Here is a 19108-nt window from a genome sequence, read left to right as displayed (position 1 = left end):
AGCTGCCCCCTGTTTTTTAGCCCAATTTGAGCGAGAGTTTTTCGGCCTTGAGAAGCCTTTGGGCAAGGAGCTGGAAATGAAGAAATCTAGGTACACAGACGAGCAGATTGCCTTCGCGCTGAAGCAGGCGGAGACCGGCACACCGGTGGCCGAAGTCATCCGGCGGATGGGGATTTCGGAGCAGACGTTCTATCGCTGGAAGAAGGTGTACGGCGGGCTCGGCGTTGGCGAGCTGAGGCGTTTGAAGCAGCTCGAGGATGAGAACCGGCAGCTGAAACAGCTGGTCGCCGACCTGAGCCTGGACAAGCACATCCTGCAGGATGTCCTGTCAAAAAAGCTCTGACGCCTGGACGACGACGCGAACTCGTCGCGTACGTCCAGGCGTCCCATGCCGTGAGTGAGCGGCGCAGTTGCTCGGCGCTGGGCGTCGAGCGCTCGTCGGTGCGCTACATCTCGCACAAGCCGGACCAGACACCGCTGGTGATGCGCATCCGTGATCTGGCGGCAACGCGGACGCGCTATGGCTATTTCCGGATCTACATCCTGCTGCGTCGGGAAGGATGGGTCGTGAACCATAAACGCGTCTATCGGCTATATCGGAATGATGGACTGAGCCTTCGGCTCAAGAAGCCGAGGCGCAACGTCAGCGCTGCCAACCGCGAGCGGCAACCGGCGGCACTGGCGGCGAACGAGATGTGGTCGATGGATTTCGTCTCGGACGCTGTTCGACGGCCGGCGGTTACGGGCGCTGACCGTGGTCGACGCCTTTACCCGTGAAGCGCTGGCGATCGACGTCGACCAGGGGATCAAGGGCGAGCAGGTCGTCGAGGCAATGACACGGATCTCGTCGATCCGCGGCGCGCCCAAGACCATTCGCGTGGACAACGTCCTATGTTGGGAAGCAGCGGCGGGTTTCAGCCAGCAGATATCCATGCGCCGACAACCATCGGCGCGGCATGCATTCTGAGCCAGATGGCTCCCACCGTCAACGGGATCGCTCCCTGCCATAGCAAACACAGGATCCAGCGGCGCCGAGGCGGCCGTGGTCCTCACCATCCTTAAGACGAGATACGCACCCAGGTGGAAGGCCCGAACATTATCTACAGGGTCGCTCTCGCGCCCTCACGGCACATCAGAGAGGGGTCCTTCCACCTGGCATCCGACCGTTCGAGGAACGGCCGGTACTCTGTCCCCGTCTTGATGACGGCGTGAGCCACGCGCGCCATCTTGGCGGTGAGCGCCGTCATCGCCTTGCGGCGACGGTCGGCATCGTCCGCGTGCCCGGCGACATATCGTCCGAGCTTATCGCGGAAGCTATTGTCGCGCTGACGCGCGGCAACTTGAGCAGCCATCCAGAAAGTCCGGCGCAATCGTGCGTTGCCGTACTTGGACAGCTTTGTCCGGCCACGGAACGTGCCTGACTGACACGTCGCGAGATCGAGGCCGCAGAATTTCAGAAATTGGCGATGATGATTGAACCGGCGCAGATCACCGGCTTCCGCCAGGATGGTCAGCGCGTTGATCGGGCCGATGCCGGGAATCTTGCGCAGCAGCTGGTAATCGACATGCTCGGCCAGCCTGGCATGGGCAAGCCGCTCTATCTCGTCACGCTGCTGGATGAGACTGCGCCCCTGCGCAATGACCATACGGAACATGGTGATTGCTGCCGAATCCTCCGGGACTGGCAGAGCCACCGAAGCGCAGGCCGTTTCGTATATGTCATTGATAAGACGCGCTTTGGAAACCTTGCGGCCGATGAGAGGCCAGGCCACGGCCGAGAATGTCTCGGCGTCGAGCGCGGTGATGCTGGCAGGAGTGGGGAACCGCTCGATGAGCGCAAAAACCAGTCGGATCTGCTGTTGCCGGCGAAGCGGGCGATCTCAGGGAAGTAGAGCGGCAAATAGTGGGTGAGGATCCGATGCCAGGTTGCGTCTTGGCCTTGGAGATCGTTTCGTGGGTCTTCGACAGTTCCTGCAGGTCGTTGATCCCGGCCGCCAGCGGATCGACATAACGCTGCGTCGCCCCGATCCGCAGCATGTGCAGGATGACCTGCGCGTCCTTGGGGTCGTTCTTGTCCCAGCCATTGTGCAGCGCCTCGCGCGTTCTGGCGAGCGCGACCGACGAGATGAGGCGCAGCTCGAACCCTGCCGTCAGCAGCCGATGTGCCAGCGTGCGATGGTAATTACCCGTCGCCTCGAACCCGACGACGATGGGACGGCCGATGGCAGCGAGCTGTTCGGCGAAGTCGTCATAGTCCTTCTTGGTTGCCATGACGGACAGCCGCCGGCGCCGGCCGCCTTCCGGTCGCTCGATCAGGACTTCCTGCCGGTTCTTGGACATGTCGATGGCTACCAGCACGGCGCCAGCAGGCGTAGGGGTGAGCTTGGTCATGGTCGGTCGGCCTCCAAAGTGTTGTCTCGACAACTTCACTTTAGACACCCGCTGGCCGGCCATGGCTTGCCCTGATGAACCCTGCGGCCGCTACGCGGCCTTGTCTCCATCAGGGCCATAGCGGCTCCCGAACCGGCGCTTCCCAATGTGCTATGGGCCGGAGTTCATCTCGAAGGCGCTCGACCGTTGGGCGTACGAGAACGGCGTGACGCTGGACTTCAGTCGACCGGGTAAACCTACCGACAATGCCTTCGTGGAGTCGTTCAACGGTCGCCTGCGCGACGAGTGCCTGAACGCGCACTGGTTCCTGTCCATCGCCGACGCCCGAGCCAAGATCGAAGCTTGGCGACGGGACTATAACGAGAGCCGTCCTCACACATCGCTTGGCTGGATGACGCCGGTCGAATATGCTGCTGCAGCGGCCGCTAAGGCGGCCGAATGAACGCCCGAAACTCACCCTCAAGTTGGATGAGAAATCGGGGGACCCTCATCCGTCGTGAGGACGTTGACCGGCGTCGGCGGCATATTCTGCCCCGCCCACCGCGACCTCGAGTCACGTGCACTCCACGGTCATAGCTGGGAAGTGACGGCTTGGTTCGCCGGGCGGCCGAACGCGGCGCATCGGCAAGAGCAGCTCGCCGCAATCCTACGCCGTCTCGATCACACCGAGCTTGGCGTTGAGCTTTCGTGGGGTGAAGACATCGCTCAGCGCATAGCCGAGCGGTTCAATGATAGCATGTGCGTGCAGGTGGACGTGTCTCGCCCGCTCGAGCGTATCTACGCGCGGTGGGAACGCTGATGGCAACCGTTTATCACGGCACGCCGCTGACGCCCGCTCCCGCGCTAGACGCCGTTTCCGGCCGATCGTTCTGCGTCAGCTACTATCGGCCTGATAGTGTCGAGGCGGTCGAGGCGATGGCGCCGCATATCATGTATGACAACGGAGCCTTCAGCTTTTGGATGCAGGCCGTTCGGGCTGGTATCGATCCAATCGAGGCGGGCCGTTCGGACTGGAGCCCGTACTACAGTTGGCTGGCCGGCAGGCTCTATGAAGCGGGGCGCTGGGCGGTGATCCCCGATCGCCCAGCCGCACCGTCTCAGATCAACGACGGCTCATTGAACGACTGGCCATACGGTCGGTCGCGCGGCGCGCCGGTCTGGCACATGGACGGCCCGCTCGAACGCCTGGCCCGCCTATGCGAGCGGTACGATCGGGTATGCCTCGGCTGGATAGGCGACCCGAAGCGCGAGCCCGTCGGTTGTGATGCGTATCGTAGGCGCATGGACGAGGTCGCCGCGCTGATGGGCGACCACTGGCATCCTCTACACATGCTCCGCGGTGTCGCGGTTGGAGGGGATTACCCGTTCGCGAGCTGTGACAGCACCAGCCTTGCCCAGAATCACCACCGCTACCGGCTTCGTCTGTTTGCCGGCACGCCTGACGAGTGGTCGGGTGTGCGGGCGTATGCCGATAAACTTGAAAGGATGGCGGCATGAAGCCTGACTGGACACCCGAGGAAACAAATGTTGCGCGGTCGCTTCGGGATAGTGGCCTCACATATGCGGTAATCGGCAAGCGCGTGGGGCGATCAGCGCAGGGCGTCAAACGTCGGCTGCAGTACCCTGAAGAGATCGCCGCATGGTCATCGACACCCTCAATCCCCGATACAGGAGCGCGACAGCATGACCGGACCGACGATGTTGGAACTGGCGGACGCGGTCGAGAAAGCCTCGGGCCCTGACCGCGCGCTGGACGTCGAGGTGTTCCGCGCAATCGGCGCGCCGGTCCCGTTCCAGTTCGCGAGCGCAATGGTGGCGCTGACCTACGACGAGGCTTCACGCAACTATACCGCGCCGATCGGCGACATGCATGTCCGCTACGAGGTGCCCGCCTATACCGGATCGGTCGATGCGGCGATGGGGCTTACGCCTCCCGATCATACCGTCCAACGTTCCGACTGGGACCACGCCAGGCTGCGGGAGATGGGCCCCTGGCAAGCGATCGTGCTGCCGCTCGGCGCGCGCGGCGGGATGCAGAGTTACACCTTCAGCAACCGTTGCGACCATGCGGCATCGCTGCCCCTTGCGCTGACGGCCGCGTCGCTGCGCGCCCGTCACACCCTCAATCTGGAGAACGCCCGTGGCTGAGAATGTGGAAAATTGATGCACGCCATTTTTGGACACCTTCGCCGCCGCACGCCGTTAAAGCCCGAAGCATCACCCCACGCGCGCAGGCGGGGTGGCAGGTCGAAAGTTACTTCCGACGCGTCGTCCATTGGTCGCCACCGCCAAGGATGGGGTAGCAGTGTCATGGCGCGTTAACCAACGCGGCCCTATGTAGGTGCTTCTGCAATGGCAGTCATTTCGCATGGTGCGAATTGACAGGCCCGTACGTTAGCAGCAGGTAGCACATGTGATCACACGATCGCACATTAGGATGGTGAGAATCATGAAGTACCGGTCAAGCAATACCGGCAAATTCATTCTTGATGGGGCCGCAAGGATCGTTGGCGCGCCGAGCATGCAAAAGACGAAGAATAAGATTGCGTCCGGCTCAATCGCGTCCGATTGGACAGCGGTTGGCGGCGATCTGCGCCGTTCGATAAGTGGAAAGTCGGAGCGGCTCGTTGGCTGACCATGCCGATGTCGGCGCGGAAGAAGATGCTGGTGGGAATCAACCACTAGCACTACTTTGGCAGAATTGGTTCGTCGGCGGTCGCCAGCCGCTTATGACAGTGCGGGCACTGCGTGGGTGGCGGTCTTGCCAGCCGGTCAATGATCGCTTGTCTGATAGCAGGCAGGGTCGGTTGCGGGGGCGGTCCGCCGACTCTTTTTTTTTCCGCCCCGCTGCCTTGAGGCGGCGGGATTGCAGGAAGGCGTAGGCGAGCATCGTCATCAAGGCATGCCTGTGTAATCCTGGCCACGACCGACCCTCGAAATGGTCGAGCCCGAGTTCCTCTTTTTAGTTGCTGGTGGGCCTGTTCACAGACCCATCGCGCCTTGATGGTAGCGGCAAGCTGCCGCAGCGGCGTATCGGGCGGGAGATTGGATACATAGTATTTGCGCTCGCCACTCGAACGGCGTTCGCCGACCAGCCAGACCTCTTCACCAGGCATGGCCTGAACGCGGTTGTCGGCCATACGATGGCGATGTCCCTCGGCGATCCGAACACGCCGGGCGGCGAACAGGCAGGTGAGCCGCCCCTTGGTGCCGCGGCGCCATGCTACTTTTCGCCACGCCTCTCTGGCCAGTATGTCCGCAACCGGTACTGGTGGCTGGTCGGGGATATGGTATTTGCGCGGCCTTCCGCCGCGTGCTGCTGGGAAGGTCAGTTCGACATCGGCCGCGTAGACGGTTTGGCGGGACGACAGGCCAACCGCCCAAGACAGTCCTCGCTCGCTCAACGCCTGACGGAACGCCGCTCCTGAGCCGTACCCCGCATCGGCCAGCACGCATCCAAACCGGGCACCTGCGGCCATGACCCGGTCGATCTCCGCCATGGCGATGTCGGGTTTGCTCATCACCACTTGCCGCTCCGCCGGCACCCGAGCGCGTTTCATCCGCACCGGATCGTCTGTCCAGCTTTCAGGCAGGAACAAGCGGAGCCCAACCATCACCGGGACCTCGCGCGATGCCAGGGTCACCGAGACCAGCGACTGGCAGTTCGCCGTCTTGCCCTGCGACGATGCATATTGCGGTGCCACACCCACCGAATTGCGCCCCTTCTTCGGTAGGGCAGTGTCGTCGATGACGAGGTAGCCTTTCGCATCGCCAACAAGCCGGTCCGCCTCAGCCAGCAACCTGTTCTCGAACGGCGCGGTGTCCCATGTTCCGCTCGCGATGAAATGATGGAGCTGATCGTAGCCGACATCGTCCGTCCGCGCTGCCAGCGGCTGGATACTCTTGCGGTCGCCCGGGCCGATCAAGCCGGCAATGTACGCCGGACACATCCGCCGTTGCGCCGGGTGCGTCAGTTCCGCGAGAAACGGCGCCAGCCACGTCTCCAGATCCTCTCGCCAGCTATCGCTCGACATCATCGCGCACCGTCCCGGTCAGCCCTCATGCCACCGGAATCAACGACGATTCCACCCGGTTCCTTCAACCTGCCAAAGTAGTGCTAGTTCCTCGGGAAGAAACGATCGAACGCGTAGAGGCGATCCTGCAGCCTTTGCCTCCTGTCGAGCGGCAGGAGGTGATTGAGCAGGTTATGTTCCATCAAGGGCCGCTGCCGCCCGCTGAGCTTCTCAGGCAATATGACGAGGTCGTGCCCGGCCTCGCGCGTGAGATCGCTGATGGGGCGAGCGAAGAGCGCGCTTTTCGCCATCGGATGACCGAGAAGACGGGCACACAAGAGTTCACACTGAACATTCTCGGCTTGGCTGCGATGCTTATTGCGCTGCTAATGATGCTTGCGATCGTCGCTTACATGGTGGCCATGGGTCAGGCTGTCGCCGGCGCGGCATTGGGCGGCGCCATCATCGTGGGCGTGATCGTTGCCCTGTCGAATTACCGTAAGGCCGAAGCCACGAAGCTACCCGCCCCCGCCGAAACCGCTAAGAAAGCCGATTGACGGCTAGGCCCCGAACTCCGGCCCTTCCCCATCAGGATAGAACGCGTGGGGATCGTAAACCGGTCGCTGCGCCGGCCGCGCCTGCCGCGGAGGCGGGCGTTTCGGCATATCGGGGACCGGGTCGGGCAGGGTAGGGACACCGCCTCCAAACCGTATCCGGATGTAAGCACCGCTCCCGTGCATCGCCTGGAAGACGGCGATCGTCTCGCCTTCCTTCATCCGCTTGCCGTTCAGCGGCGCGCGCTCGGCGCTGACATAGCCCAGCTGAGTGCCACGCTCGCTGAAGATGGCAACGGCGTTTTCGTCGTATGGGTTGGTAGGCTCGAGGCGCAGCTCGACCACGTCGCCGGGCGCACATAGCATGCACTCCATGCGTCGGTTGCTCTTGCTCTTGTCCTCGTTCGGAAAGTCGATGCCGACAATGGAGGTGGTTAGTTCGTCCATGCGACGAGTTTGCTCGAATCGAGGGGACGGCGCTAGACCACCGCGAGAGGTGGCAATCCATGACCCGAGTTGAATGCGCCGCGCGCGCTTTGTGCAGGTTCAACAAGATTCCGGAGGATACGAAGTTCGAGGGGCGACCGATGTGGGAAAGCTACATCGACGAGGCAACGGCGGTGCTCGCAGCGCTCGACACAGCTAAAGACGTGACAGATGGGTGATGCGATTGCCCCCACGGACTTCGAGAACAAGTGGTCCCTCGGCCTAAGCGTTTTGGTAAATGATGCTGACTGATGGGCCTGGCCCGTTGGCACGCTTATATCGAAGCGTAAATTTTTGTGCTGAGCGATCATCAGTGCAGCGCGCGTGCCATGCCCCGTCACAGGACGCGTATTAGGATTGCCAGGTGGGACCGTCACCACCGGCCTCTTCCGAACGGAATGCCATCAAAATTATCATATGTTGTGAACGAGGCATCTAATCGAAGGTGGTCGATCCATAATAATATATTCTCTTATTAATAACGTAGGAGGCTACAAATGGCTGACACGCCGCGCATCAACCCGTTCACTGCGATTGCCGTCGAGGGCGCAGTTTTAGTGGAAGCCGGTGGATACGCTATGGCGCTGACACCCGAAGCAGCCTTAGCCTCCGCGATGGATCTGCTGGCCGCGTCCGCTTATGCCAAGCGGCAGGCTGCTGTGCGTGGGATCAGTTAGTCGGCCAAGTTATGCCTGGGATAGCTGAAAATACGCGCATTCCGACAAACCTAAGCGCTGACAAAAAGTAACATAGATTGATCTTAACCCTGATTGTCGAAGGATGGCTTGGCCTCTGACGGTCTACTTTGTAACAAAACCACCCATGAATACGCCCTTTGGACACGACGCAGAAGTTTTGCGTTCCGCGATTGCATGGGCGCTGCATGTCGCCGATGCATCTAACAATCCGCTAGTGGCCTCTTTTTTGGCCGATGCACTGCATCATGCCGAAGACGGTGCCTATGGATCTTGCGCCGCCACTGGGGCGAATTCACTAGGTTGGAACGCGGGTGCGTTGTCTCCCGAGCGTTGAATTAAATCGGGAATTCGGGGTTTAGCGTGCGCTTCAGGTATCATCTTGAGCAGTGCCGCACGCATTGCTTTGACGGCGTCCCGTTTCCCAACGCTTTTGCCGCGGGCCTCAGTGATCGCGTCGCGTTCGTCAGCCCCAAGCGCTCGCCCTAGCAGTCGCTCATAGTACGGGACGAACTTGCTGGGCGTCATATCGCCAACATAGGTCAAACCGCACTCCAAGACCAATGTTAAGCGCCGAACTCGGGGCCTCTGTGGTCTGGGTAGAACGCGTGGGGTCGTAAATCAGTCGCTGGGCCGGCCGCGCCTGGCGGGGAGGTGAGTGTTTCGGAACATCGGAGTCGGGGTCGGGAAGGGTGGGCACCCGCCTCCGAGCCTTATCCGGATGTAGACGCCGCATTTGTACATCGCCTGAAAGACGGCGATTGTTTCGCCTTCCTTCATTTATCCCCAAATCAGGTGAGCACTTCCGGCGCCGGCGACGCTTTACCGCGCGGCCATGGCATCGAGCGGCCATCGCGCGTGAATCTTAAGGCTTCGTTAGGCATCATTTCGTATGGTCGCGGGCCGGGTAAGCGGACGCTTAGGCCACCGATCTGCTCGAATGATAAGATAGGTTGAGGATAAAAGATGTCTATCTCGTTCTACATCGTGGCGGATAAGCCAGAAAATGAACGAGAGCGTGAGGTGGCAATAGAAAAAAGCAGGCTTATTGCGACCCAAATGTCGAGAAATTTAGACCTATACTACAACAAATTCGAGATCGGTTAGGTGCGGCCTCTGCGGCGATTACAATAATCTATCAATACTCGTCATATGTTTTGTCGGCAGTAGGTTTTGAGGCTGGCATATATGAGAGGTCAACGTCCTTCTGCGCGCATGCAATACTGTATCCGGATGAGTTGACAATCGTCCCGGACGCCGGCGCAGACGAGCGTTTCGCAGGTAATCCGTTAGTAAATACCAGCCAGGGAATCCAATTTTATATTGGTGCGCCTCTTCGAGACAAAAACGGCACCGTGCTTGGGGCGTTGTGCGCGTTTGACGAAAAGCCCCGTCAGGTTATCACGGACGAGGACAGATCTAGAATCATCGAGCTAAAGAAAGAAGCAGAGGATATTATCAAAGACATAAGCAGAGAAAATGAGGCTAATGGCGATCGGACATACCATTACTCCATGCAAAATAGTTGACCATAACAGCCTCCTGTACGTGAGGATGCATTATACCTAGGCTCGCTTTTATATGAACATGTATCGTACAATCGCGACTGATATTTCTCCCGCGCTTCTCGATCGCCGTTACTCGTCCCGGCGTCCCGTCAACATAGGAGCGCTCATAATGACGCCTCTGGGCGATATGATACCGGCGACCGTCACAGACGTCTCCTCTGGCGGATTCCGGGTGAAGGCAGACTACGGGGTAACCATCGGCCGATCTCTCGTTCTCGTCATTCTAGGGCTGCGAGATACGCTGGGTGGGTTGCTTGGTCATATCTCGGCGAATTTGGACTTGAGGGCGCTCAGGCAATTTCCGAGGATGCTATCGAGCATATCGTTGCTCTTGGCGCTAAACCGGACCCGACATAACTCTCGCAAGCCCCACTTGCTGAAGATGGTAACGGCATTCTCGTCGTAGGGGGTGATCGGCTCGAGGCGCAGCTTGACCGCGTCGCCAGGCGCGCAGAGCATGCACTCCATACGCCGGTTGCTCTTACTCTTGTCCTAGTCTGGGAAGTAGATGCCGACAATGGAGGTGTACAGTTCGTCCATGGCGTTGATGTAACGTTTTGCGCGGCGTGTCGTAAGGTCTATCCTATCCAGGCCTACCGACGACTCGACGTTAACGGAGCTGAAATGAACGATCCTAGGACATGGTTTCAGCCAAAGGTTGTTGGCATAGGATGGACGCCGCGAACGTGGGAGGGATGGGCACTCATTGCGGCAGTGATTGCTGTTGGAGCACTCGTCGGAAGACTGGACCCTTAAAGCAGCTCATTGCGCTGTGCAGATAGTTTGCTCGGATCGGCCGCTGACGCGTAGCCTTGCTCGATGATGAGTGATCGAGAAGTGTGGCTGAAGGCGTGGGACGTCGTGCGGACGCATGGCGCGCTGGAGTCTGCGCCTATTGTCGCCACGCTGCTGGATATAATGGGCGATGATCCCCACCACTCCGATTGGGCGCGCGTCGCTGCGGCTGTCGATGCGATCAACGAAGGGCCGTTGCAGTAGTGTGGCGTAACGAACGCCTTTGATTGGTTATATGGTAGGCGGTCTGTTTAAGACTGCGTACAACGCTATGTAAAAGGCAGTGAAACCACTTGGCCTTGCTCATCGGGCTTGCACTGATGAGATGCCGGTAAAAAATATGACGCGGTCGCGAACGCAAAAAAATGCCCCGACTCGGAAAGCCGGGGCATTTTTCAAATTCAGCCGTTGTAAGGTTCACCATTGTCCTAGTCACGGACTTGTTTACACCCTGCGGGATGTGTCAATGATGACAATGGTTATTCCCGAGCTGATGACAGCATTACCCGCGAATGGGCTTGCCGATTGGCCAGTAGCGCATTTGAACCCCCAAAGTTAAAAAGTGCTCGTCTTTCGACAAGGGGATTTATGCATTAGAACGGCTTTGTTGCACAAAGATAATTAAGCACAAATATGGTTTTACTGACGAGATCTATGCAACGCGGATGGTGGTCGGTGTTCCTATTTGTGAAAATCGATTGAGAACTGCGGCACGGAGTTTGAGCTCGGTAATCTGACGATCAAAGGTGCGCGATGCGACGCGCTCGCCGAGCAGCTTGAAGCAGTGCATCTTCGTCTCGACCAGGCTGCGGCGATGGTAGCCGCTCCACTTCTTCCAGATTGTTCGACCGAGCCTTTTCATCGCGCGTAGCGTTTCGTTGCGAGCATCGGCGCCGGCCGCCGGCTTCTTCCATGGCTGGCCGCCCCGGCGTACGGGAATGACCGCGTCTGCGCCCCGGGCTGCGATCGCGGCCCGACACTTTCTGGTGTCGTAGGCGCCATCACCCCCGACGATCGTAATCCGTTCGTCCGTCGGGATTTGCGCCAGCAGATCCGGCAGTGTCGCGGCGTCGCCAATCGCATTGGTTGTGACCTCGATGGCCCGGATCTCCAGGGTTTCGGCGTCGATCCCAAGGTGAACCTTACGCCACTGGCGACGGTAGGAAGCGCCGTGCTTGCGCGTCTTCCATTCGCCTTCGCCCATCATCTTGATCCCGGTACTGTCGACCAGCAAATGCAGACCACCCGTACTGGCGCGACCATCAAGTGACACCGCCAATGTCTTCTGCCGACGGCATAGCGTCGTGTAATCCGGCACCGGCCAATCCAGCTTTGCCAGCTTCAGCAGGCTGGCAACCAGTCCCGTCACCTGCCGTAGCGGCAGTCCGAACACTATCTTCAGCGTCAGGCAAACCCTGATCGCGCTGTCCGAAAACCGCATCGGCCGACCTCGACGACCAATCGGGGGCTGCCAGCCAATCCATGCCCGGGTCAAACCAGACCTCCAGCGACCCGCGGCGCTTCAGCGCTGCGTTATACTCGCTCCAGTTCGTCGTGCGGTACTTCGGCATGGTCGGTTTTGGCATCCATCCCACCTACGCTTCCTGACCCTCACAGGGAATCCCAACGCCCTTTGTGCAACAAAGCCTATCGGAACTAACAGGCGATGGCGCGCGGGGTGCGCGGCAGGGTGTTTTTGGGGGGAAGCGATTTTGACGATCACGCTGTTCGGGATCAGGAATTGCGACACGATGAAGAAGGCGCGCGCGTGGCTCGATGCGCACGGTGTCGCCTATGTGTTTCATGACTACAAGACTGCCGGGATCGATGACGCACGGCTGCGCGACTGGATCGGCCGGGTCGGGTGGGAGCCGTTGCTCAACCGCGCCGGCACCACGTTCCGGAAACTGCCCGAGTCTGACCGCGTCGACCTGGACGCGGACAAGGCGGTCGCGCTGATGCTGGCACAGCCGTCGATGATCAAGCGTCCCGTGCTCGATACCGGTGCGACGCTGCTGGTCGGCTTCAGCGCCGAGCGGTATGAGGCGGCGGGGCTGGGGAACGCCTGAAGGAGACGAGCATGCCTGTCGCTACTTGGAACGGCCAAGAGATCGCCCGGTCCGACGATACCGTCGTCGTCGAGGGCAATCACTATTTCCCCGCGGACAGCGTCGATCCGGCGCTGCTCGAAGACAGCGCGACGCAGTCGAACTGCCCGTGGAAGGGTACCGCGCGCTACAAGACGCTGGTCGTCGACGGCAAGCGCAACGTCGATGCGGTCTGGTACTATCCCGATCCCAAATCCGCCGCGGCCGAGATCAAGGATCGCTATGCCTTCTGGAAGGGCGTGACGGTCGGCTGAGCCGCGGCCGTCGCCGGTGTCGGGCGGGCGCGACGGGACGGGCTGGGCGAGCGGCATCGGCTTCGCTAGACGCGCGCCCATGTCCACGACCTACACGCTCGACACCGCGACGAGTCGCGCCAACCCGACGCCCGCCCCGCTCAAGCGCCTCACGATCCCCGCGATCCGCCGGCAAAAGGGGCAGGTGCCGCTCGTCATGCTCACCGCCTATACGGTGCGCAATGCGCAGCTGCTCGATCCACACTGCGACATGCTGCTGGTCGGCGACAGCCTGGGGCAGGTGATCTACGGCCTGCCCTCGACCGTGCCGGTCACGCTCGAGATGATGGCGGCGCACGGCGCGGCGGTGGTGCGCGGCAGCTATCATGCGGTGGTCGTGATCGACATGCCGTTCGGCAGTTATGAGGCATCACCCGAAAAGGCGTTCGAAAGCGCCGCGTGGCTGCTGAAGCAGACCAGTGCGGCGGCGGTGAAGCTCGAGGGCGGCACCGCGATGGCGCCGACCGTACGGTTCCTGGTCGAGCGCGGGATTCCGGTGATGGGGCATGTCGGCCTCACCCCGCAGGCGGTCAACGTCCTGGGCGGCTATGGCGCGCGCGGCCGTACGCCCGAGGAGGCGGCGAAGATCGTCGCGGATGCCAAGGCGGTCGCTGAGGCGGGCGCATTCGCGCTGGTGATCGAGGGCGTGGTCGAGCCGATCGCGATCGAGATCACGCGCGCGGTCGCCTGTCCGACGATCGGCATCGGCGCATCGGTCGAGTGCGACGGCCAAGTGCTTGTTGCCGAGGACATGCTCGGCCTGTTCGACCGTACCGCCAAGTTCGTGAAGCGGTTCGAGGATCTCGCCGGCAAGATCTCGGGCGCGGCGGAGACCTATGCCGACGAGGTTCGCAGTCGTGCCTTTCCGGGACCCGACCAGAGCTATGCGCCGCGCGCCGGCACGGTGGATTGATCCGGCTTTTGTTTCGGACGCGTGGCGGCTAAGGTCCGCGCCATTCCACCATCCCCCGATATCCTTTCCTCCCTTTGTCTCCGGAGTCACCCTTGGCCCTGCCGCCGAAAACCGATGAAGCGTTCCTCCGCGAGGTCGACGAAGAACTGCGCCGCGATCAGCTCGCGGGTTTCTGGACGACCTGGGGCAAATGGGTGGCGCTCGGGGTGGTCGCAGCACTCGTCGCGCTGGCCGGATTCCTCTATTATCAGCACCGCACGGAAACCCAGGCGGGTGTCGAGGGCGAGCAGCTCCAGGCCGCTTATGACGCGCTGGCCGCGGACAAGGTCGCCGAGGCGAACACGACGCTGACCAAGCTCGCTGCGTCCGACCGTGCCGGGTACAGCGCGCTGGCGCGGTTCACGGAAGCGGATATCCTTCTCCAGAAAGAGGATATGAAGGGCGCCGCGGCCAAGCTGGCAGCGATCGCTGCGGACACGTCGGTCGCCAAGCCGTTCCGCGACCTTGCGCTGGTTCGGCAGACGTCGGCGGAATATGACACGCTCAAGCCGCAGGTCGTGGTCGAGCGGCTGCGTCCGCTTGCGGTCACGGGCAACCCTTGGCTCGGCAGCGCAGGCGAGATGGTCGCGGTCGCCTATGTCCGGATGAACCAGACCAAGCAGGCGGGGACGCTTTTCGGCCAGATCGCGGCCGATCCCGGCGTGCCCGAGACGATTCGTCAACGCGCTGTTCAGATGGCCGGTGTACTGGGCGTCGACGCCGTTGCCAGCACCGGGACGGCCGGGACCGCCGCCGCTGCTGCATCAAACGAGGATACCAACGCGCAATGACGAAGTCTTATCGGGTGACGGTCGCGGTGGCTGCGCTCATGGCCTTGAGCGGCTGCGGCATTTTCAAGGGTGGCGTCAAGAAGACCCCGACGGTCGGAAACCGGGTATCGATCCTGACCTCCGAAAACGGGGTCGAGACCGACGCGACGATCGCCGATGTCCAGGTCCTCCTGCCGGCCCCCTCGGTCAACGACGCCTGGGCACAGCCGGGCGGCAATCCCGCCAAGTCGATGGGCCAGCTTGCGCTCGCCGCGCAGCCAACCAAGGCTTGGCAGGCGTCGATCGACGGTGGCTCCAACCGCGAACGCATGGCCGCGCCGCCCGTCGTTGGCGAGAACAAGCTGTTCGTGATGGACGTGCACGGCGTCGCGCATGCCTTCAAGGCGGACACCGGCGCAGCCCTGTGGACGACGCCGATCACCGAGGGCAAGATCAACCAGTCCGCGCGTTTCGGCGGTGGCGTGAGCTATGACGACGGCAAGGTCTATGCGACCGACGGCGTCGGCGACGTGGTCGCGATGAACGCGTCGGATGGCGCGATCCTGTGGCGGGCCAAGCCCGGCGGCCCGCTGCGCGGCTCGCCGACCGTGTCGAACGGTGCGGTCTATGTCCTGACGCAGGACAACCAGATCTTCTCGCTCAACCAGGGTGACGGCAAGGTCCAGTGGGTCCAGTCGGGCACGCTCGAGACGCAGGGCGTGTTCGGCGTCGCGGCACCGGCGGTCAGCCAGGGCACCGTCGTCTCGGGCTTCTCGAGCGGCGAGCTCAGCGCCTATCGCTACGAGAATGGCCGTATCCTGTGGCAGGACGCCTTGTCGCGCACGTCGATCACCACATCGGTGTCGAGCCTGTCGGATATCGACGCCGCCCCGGTCATCGATGGCGGCCGTGTCTATGCGGTCGGGCAGGGCGGGCGCATGGTCGCACTCGAACTTTCGACCGGCCAGCGTCTTTGGGAACAGAATTTTGCGGGCATCTCGACCCCCTGGATCGCGGGCGAATGGCTGTTCGTGGTCACCGACGATGCGCGGCTGGTCTGCCTGTCGCGGTCGAACGGCAAGGCACGCTGGATCGCGCAGCTGCAGCGGTTCGATAACGAGAAGAAGAAGAAGGGGCCGGTGACCTGGTATGGCCCGATCCTGGCGGGCGGTCGCCTGATCCTGACCAATTCGCGCGGTGAGATCGTTTCGGTCAATCCGGGCGATGGCGCGGTCGGCAGCACGATCGAGACCAAGACGACCTTCACGCTGCCGCCGATCGTCGCAAACTCGACGCTCTACACGCTCGACCAGAAGGGCAAGATCACCGCCTATCGGTGAGCCATCACCCCTCTCCCGGCGGGAGAGGGGTAACAGGTGACGACGGAGCGTTCCCGCGCTAAGGGCACGGCATGTCCAAACTCCCTGTGGTCGCAATCGTCGGCCGCCCCAATGTCGGCAAGTCGACCCTGTTCAACCGCCTCGTCGGCAAGAAGCTCGCGCTGGTCGACGACCGGCCCGGCGTCACGCGCGATCGCCGCGAGGGCGATGCGTCGCTGATCGGGCTCGATTTCCGCATCATCGATACCGCCGGATACGAGGATCACGACGCGCAGACGCTGCCCGGGCGGATGCGTCAGCAGACCGAGGCTGCGGTCGGCCAGGCCGATGTCGCATTGTTCCTGTTCGACGCACGCGCAGGCATCGTGCCGCTCGACGAGGAGATCGCCCGCTGGCTGCGCACCGCCGACGTGCCGGTCGTGCTCGTCGCCAACAAGGCCGAGGGCCGCGCGGGCAATGACGGCGTGCTCGAGTCGCTGGCGCTCGGCTTCGGCGATCCTGTCGAACTGTCCGCCGAGCATGGCGAGGGCATGGGCGACCTGTTCGAGGCATTGCTCCCGCTGCTCGAAGGCAAGGACGAGGTTCCGGAGGAACAGCCCGACAATGAATATGAGGGGCCGCTGAAGCTCGCGATCGTCGGACGTCCAAACGCGGGCAAGTCGACGCTGGTCAACCGCATCCTCGGCGAAGACCGGATGATCACCGGTCCCGAGGCCGGCATCACGCGCGACTCGATCAGCGTGGATTACGACTGGCATCCGACCGGCGGCGAATCGCGCAAGGTGCGGCTGATCGATACGGCGGGCATGCGCAAGCGTGCCAAGGTCCAGGACAAGCTCGAGAAGATGTCGGTCGAGGACGCGCTGCACGCGGTCGACTTCGCCGAGGTCGTCGTGCTGCTGCTCGACGCGACGCTGGGGCTCGAGGCGCAGGACCTGCGGATCGCCGACAAGGTGCTGCAGGAGGGTCGTGCGCTCGTCATCGCGTTGAACAAATGGGATATCGCGGAAAGCGCGTCGTCGCTGTTCAACGGCGTCAAGCGCGCGCTCGAGGACGGCCTCAGCCAGGTCAAGGGCGTCACCGTGATGACCGTGTCAGGCGCGACCGGAAAGGGCATCGACCAGCTTCTCCAGGCGTGTTTCGACACGCGCGACGCCTGGTCGAAGCGCGTCGGCACCGGCGAGCTCAACCGCTGGTTCGAACGCGCGATCGAGGCGACGCCGCCACCGGCCCCGGGCGGCAAGCGGATCAAGATGCGCTATGTCACGCAGGTCAAGACGCGTCCGCCGAGCTTCGTGATCTTCGGCACGCGCGTCGACCAGCTGCCGGCGAGCTATGAGCGCTATCTGGTCAATTCGATGCGCAAGGATCTGGGCTTCGGCGCGGTGCCGGTCCGGCTGATGTTCCGCGCGCCGAAGAACCCGTACGACGATAATCGCGGCGGCGGCGGCGGCTACTAAACGGTGGCGTCCGGGGTGGTCCGGATCGACGCGCGGGGCATGCGGTGCCCCTGGCCCGCGATGCGGCTGGCCAGAACGCTGCGTCAGGCGGGCGAGGGATCAGGCTCGGACGGGATGTCGGCCAGTGTTCGGATCGAGGTCCGCGCCGATGATCCGCGTGCGCCTGCCGAGCTGGCGGCGGTCGCCGCGGCGGCGGGCGCGGACATGGCGATCATTTCCGATCCAGTCGCGCCAATATTTGTCGTGACACGCGGGTCCGACAGCAACAATGTCTTTACGGAATAGCGATAGGCTGACCGTCGACGTCATGGCGGGCCGGCCAAACGGGAGTAGGCGTCAGTGTCATTCGAAGGAAACACCCTGGTCGACTGGCCGGCGTTTCAACAGGCCCGCAGCGAGCTTGGCGGCGGGTTCATCCGCATCCTCGGCTATTTCCGCGAAGACGGGGTGAAGTCGGTCGCCGCGATCGAGGCGGCGATGCGCGCCGGTAGCGCGGCGGCGCTGATCATTCCAGCCCACACCCTTAAGGGCGAGGCGCGCCAGTTCGGCGCCGAGCCGCTGGCCGATCTCGCCGAGACGATCGAAACGATCGCACGCGACTGTGTCGAGCTTCACGATACCCCGGATGCCGCGCTCGAGCATGTCGCACGGTTGCGGCCGCTGTTCGGCGAGACCCTGACGCTGCTCGAGCGCGAGGCCAATCCGCTGGTCCCTCGCCGTCCCGCCGCGGGCGGGTTCGGGCGGCGTGCCGTCCCATCGGGGTTCGGCGCCGAATAAGCACACTGCCGGCGCGCGTTGCCGGTCGCCGCGGACGACGACCGGCAGACGGGTTCAGCCCTTCAGATAGGGTGCTGCGCCGGCCTTGGGCGAATCATGCTCGGAGATCGAGTTGAGCTGGATGTAGTTGTGGATGCCCATCCGCGCGATCATCTCGAACTGGCGTTCGATCGTGTCGACATGCTCTTCCTCGCTGGCGAGGATGCGCGCGAACAGGTCGCGGCTGATATAGTCCTTCACCTCTTCGCAATAGGCGATCGCGCTCTTCAGCTGGATAGTCGCCTCGACCTCAAGCGCGAGGTCCGACTTCAGAACCTCCTCGACGGTCTCGCCGATGCGCAGGCGGCCGAGCAGCTGGAAATTGGGCAGGCCATCGAGAAACAGGATGCGCTCCGACAACCAGTCGGCATGCTTCATCTCGTCGATCGACTCCATGCGCTCATACTGGGCGAGCTTGTAGACGCCCCAATGCTCGAGCATCCGATAATGGAGCCAATATTGGTTGACCGCGGTCAACTCGTTCTTGAGCGCCTCGTTCAGGAAATCAATTACCGTGGGATCGCCGCGCATTGCCATAACTCCGTCACCTCTGAGCGGCATGTAGCGGTTTTACGTTCGTGGCGGCAAGGGCGACGGGATCGCGCCGTGTGGCGCCGCGCCAGGTCAGGCTGCGGCGCGTTCCTCGTTGATGATCGCCCGGGCGACCGACGTGCACTGACCGCATTTCGGCTGACGACCCAGCGAACGGAACGCCTGGCAGGGCGTCGTGCACCCGCCCCGCGCGCAGCTGCGGACGTCGGATTCTCGAATGGCATTGCAGACGCAGACGACCATGGAAGCTCCCTCGTGAGAGCTCCAATTAGCGATAATGCGAAACAGTCGCAAGCGCTTTTGCGTGTGATTCGC

The 19108-nt window shown here is 62.2% G+C and carries 20 protein-coding genes and 5 pseudogenes; 18 read left to right on the top strand and 7 right to left on the bottom strand.

Annotated features, from left to right (window positions below; all coding sequences use genetic code 11):
- Nucleotides 1-76: 76 nt before the first annotated feature.
- Nucleotides 77-886 (top strand): annotated as a pseudogene (locus tag NI18_RS22895) (IS3 family transposase); the annotation flags it as partial.
- Between the two features lie 246 nt (nucleotides 887-1132).
- Here NI18_RS22895 and NI18_RS02570 read toward each other — a convergent pair.
- A pseudogene (locus NI18_RS02570) lies at nucleotides 1133-2391 on the bottom strand (IS110 family transposase).
- A 154-nt stretch (nucleotides 2392-2545) separates the two neighbouring features.
- On the opposite strand from NI18_RS02570, the pseudogene NI18_RS02565 reads away from it, so the two are divergent.
- The 4 genes and pseudogenes from NI18_RS02565 to NI18_RS02550 form a co-directional block, all read left to right on the top strand.
- Nucleotides 2546-2833 (top strand): annotated as a pseudogene (locus NI18_RS02565) (integrase core domain-containing protein); the annotation flags it as partial.
- Between the two features lie 63 nt (nucleotides 2834-2896).
- Complete coding sequence (locus NI18_RS02560) at nucleotides 2897-3190, top strand: hypothetical protein (protein WP_128082042.1); 294 nt, start codon at nucleotides 2897-2899, stop codon at nucleotides 3188-3190.
- Nucleotides 3178-3888 carry a hypothetical protein gene (locus NI18_RS02555; protein WP_128082041.1) on the top strand — a complete coding sequence of 237 codons (711 nt, stop codon included), beginning with the start codon at nucleotides 3178-3180 and terminating at the stop codon, nucleotides 3886-3888. The genes NI18_RS02560 and NI18_RS02555 overlap by 13 nt, the downstream gene beginning before the upstream one ends.
- A 186-nt stretch (nucleotides 3889-4074) precedes the next feature.
- The gene (locus NI18_RS02550) at nucleotides 4075-4539 is read left to right on the top strand and encodes a hypothetical protein (protein WP_037527802.1); all 465 of its coding nucleotides are present in this window, start codon (nucleotides 4075-4077) and stop codon (nucleotides 4537-4539) included.
- Between the two features lie 682 nt (nucleotides 4540-5221).
- Here the strand turns inward: NI18_RS02550 and NI18_RS02540 are convergent.
- A pseudogene (locus NI18_RS02540) lies at nucleotides 5222-6428 on the bottom strand (IS701 family transposase); the annotation flags it as partial.
- Nucleotides 6429-6583: 155 nt separating this feature from the next.
- Here NI18_RS02540 and NI18_RS22890 point away from each other — a divergent pair.
- The gene (locus NI18_RS22890; protein WP_128082040.1) at nucleotides 6584-6961 is read left to right on the top strand and encodes a DUF2335 domain-containing protein; all 378 of its coding nucleotides are present in this window, start codon (nucleotides 6584-6586) and stop codon (nucleotides 6959-6961) included.
- A gap of 3 nt (nucleotides 6962-6964) precedes the next feature.
- Here NI18_RS22890 and NI18_RS02525 read toward each other — a convergent pair whose 3' ends face one another.
- Nucleotides 6965-7405, bottom strand: a complete 441-nt coding sequence (locus NI18_RS02525; RefSeq protein WP_037527791.1) for an HIRAN domain-containing protein — start codon at nucleotides 7403-7405, stop codon at nucleotides 6965-6967.
- 59 nt (nucleotides 7406-7464) lie between these two features.
- Here NI18_RS02525 and NI18_RS24915 point away from each other — a divergent pair, with 59 nt between their 5' ends.
- The 3 genes from NI18_RS24915 (at nucleotide 7465) to NI18_RS22885 (ending at nucleotide 9668) form a co-directional block, all read left to right on the top strand.
- Nucleotides 7465-7623: a hypothetical protein gene (locus NI18_RS24915; protein WP_157840474.1), complete on the top strand. Its 159-nt coding sequence runs from the start codon at nucleotides 7465-7467 to the stop codon at nucleotides 7621-7623.
- Nucleotides 7624-7941: 318 nt separating this feature from the next.
- The gene (locus NI18_RS02520) at nucleotides 7942-8121 is read left to right on the top strand and encodes a hypothetical protein (RefSeq protein WP_037527790.1); all 180 of its coding nucleotides are present in this window, start codon (nucleotides 7942-7944) and stop codon (nucleotides 8119-8121) included.
- A 1097-nt stretch (nucleotides 8122-9218) separates the two neighbouring features.
- A complete protein-coding gene (locus NI18_RS22885; RefSeq protein WP_084214971.1) occupies nucleotides 9219-9668 on the top strand; it encodes a GAF domain-containing protein in 450 nt (149 codons plus the stop codon).
- A gap of 297 nt (nucleotides 9669-9965) precedes the next feature.
- Here NI18_RS22885 and NI18_RS02515 read toward each other — a convergent pair whose 3' ends face one another.
- The gene (locus tag NI18_RS02515; RefSeq protein ID WP_037527788.1) at nucleotides 9966-10175 is read right to left on the bottom strand and encodes a hypothetical protein; all 210 of its coding nucleotides are present in this window, start codon (nucleotides 10173-10175) and stop codon (nucleotides 9966-9968) included.
- A 351-nt stretch (nucleotides 10176-10526) separates the two neighbouring features.
- On the opposite strand from NI18_RS02515, the gene NI18_RS24910 reads away from it, so the two are divergent.
- On the top strand, nucleotides 10527-10706 hold the full coding sequence (locus NI18_RS24910; protein WP_037527786.1) for a hypothetical protein: 180 nt from the start codon (nucleotides 10527-10529) through the stop codon (nucleotides 10704-10706).
- A gap of 448 nt (nucleotides 10707-11154) precedes the next feature.
- On the opposite strand, the pseudogene NI18_RS02505 reads toward NI18_RS24910, so the two are convergent.
- Nucleotides 11155-12088 (bottom strand): annotated as a pseudogene (locus NI18_RS02505) (IS5 family transposase).
- Nucleotides 12089-12214: 126 nt separating this feature from the next.
- Here NI18_RS02505 and NI18_RS02500 point away from each other — a divergent pair.
- The 8 genes from NI18_RS02500 to NI18_RS02465 all read left to right on the top strand — a co-directional run bounded on the left by NI18_RS02500 (nucleotide 12215) and on the right by NI18_RS02465 (nucleotide 18202).
- Complete coding sequence (locus NI18_RS02500; RefSeq protein WP_037527784.1) at nucleotides 12215-12571, top strand: ArsC family reductase; 357 nt, start codon at nucleotides 12215-12217, stop codon at nucleotides 12569-12571.
- Between the two features lie 11 nt (nucleotides 12572-12582).
- Nucleotides 12583-12864: a DUF427 domain-containing protein gene (locus tag NI18_RS02495; protein WP_031441739.1), complete on the top strand. Its 282-nt coding sequence runs from the start codon at nucleotides 12583-12585 to the stop codon at nucleotides 12862-12864.
- Between the two features lie 79 nt (nucleotides 12865-12943).
- On the top strand, nucleotides 12944-13816 hold the full coding sequence (panB, locus tag NI18_RS02490) for a 3-methyl-2-oxobutanoate hydroxymethyltransferase (protein ID WP_037527782.1): 873 nt from the start codon (nucleotides 12944-12946) through the stop codon (nucleotides 13814-13816).
- A 92-nt stretch (nucleotides 13817-13908) separates the two neighbouring features.
- A complete protein-coding gene (locus NI18_RS02485; RefSeq protein WP_031441741.1) occupies nucleotides 13909-14646 on the top strand; it encodes a tetratricopeptide repeat protein in 738 nt (245 codons plus the stop codon).
- The gene (locus NI18_RS02480; RefSeq protein ID WP_031441742.1) at nucleotides 14643-15965 is read left to right on the top strand and encodes a PQQ-binding-like beta-propeller repeat protein; all 1323 of its coding nucleotides are present in this window, start codon (nucleotides 14643-14645) and stop codon (nucleotides 15963-15965) included. The genes NI18_RS02485 and NI18_RS02480 overlap by 4 nt, the downstream gene beginning before the upstream one ends.
- A gap of 71 nt (nucleotides 15966-16036) precedes the next feature.
- Nucleotides 16037-17425 (top strand): ribosome biogenesis GTPase Der, encoded by a 1389-nt coding sequence (gene der / locus NI18_RS02475; RefSeq protein ID WP_031395626.1) that lies wholly within the window; start codon nucleotides 16037-16039, stop codon nucleotides 17423-17425.
- A gap of 3 nt (nucleotides 17426-17428) precedes the next feature.
- Complete coding sequence (locus tag NI18_RS02470) at nucleotides 17429-17710, top strand: sulfurtransferase TusA family protein (protein ID WP_338110767.1); 282 nt, start codon at nucleotides 17429-17431, stop codon at nucleotides 17708-17710.
- A 54-nt stretch (nucleotides 17711-17764) separates the two neighbouring features.
- Nucleotides 17765-18202 (top strand): Hpt domain-containing protein, encoded by a 438-nt coding sequence (locus tag NI18_RS02465; RefSeq protein WP_031441744.1) that lies wholly within the window; start codon nucleotides 17765-17767, stop codon nucleotides 18200-18202.
- 54 nt (nucleotides 18203-18256) lie between these two features.
- Here NI18_RS02465 and bfr read toward each other — a convergent pair whose 3' ends face one another.
- Nucleotides 18257-18772 carry a bacterioferritin gene (gene bfr, locus NI18_RS02460; protein ID WP_042467738.1) on the bottom strand — a complete coding sequence of 172 codons (516 nt, stop codon included), beginning with the start codon at nucleotides 18770-18772 and terminating at the stop codon, nucleotides 18257-18259.
- Between the two features lie 93 nt (nucleotides 18773-18865).
- The gene (locus NI18_RS26315; protein ID WP_037527780.1) at nucleotides 18866-19036 is read right to left on the bottom strand and encodes a (2Fe-2S)-binding protein; all 171 of its coding nucleotides are present in this window, start codon (nucleotides 19034-19036) and stop codon (nucleotides 18866-18868) included.
- Between the last annotated feature and the right edge of the window lie 72 nt (nucleotides 19037-19108).

Origin of the sequence: Sphingomonas sp. Ant20 (genome assembly GCF_000783375.1) — a bacterium.
Lineage (GTDB): Bacteria > Pseudomonadota > Alphaproteobacteria > Sphingomonadales > Sphingomonadaceae > Sphingomonas > Sphingomonas aerolata.
The sequence above is the reverse complement of the archived record's forward strand: the minus strand, read 5'-3'. Positions and strand labels throughout refer to the sequence as shown.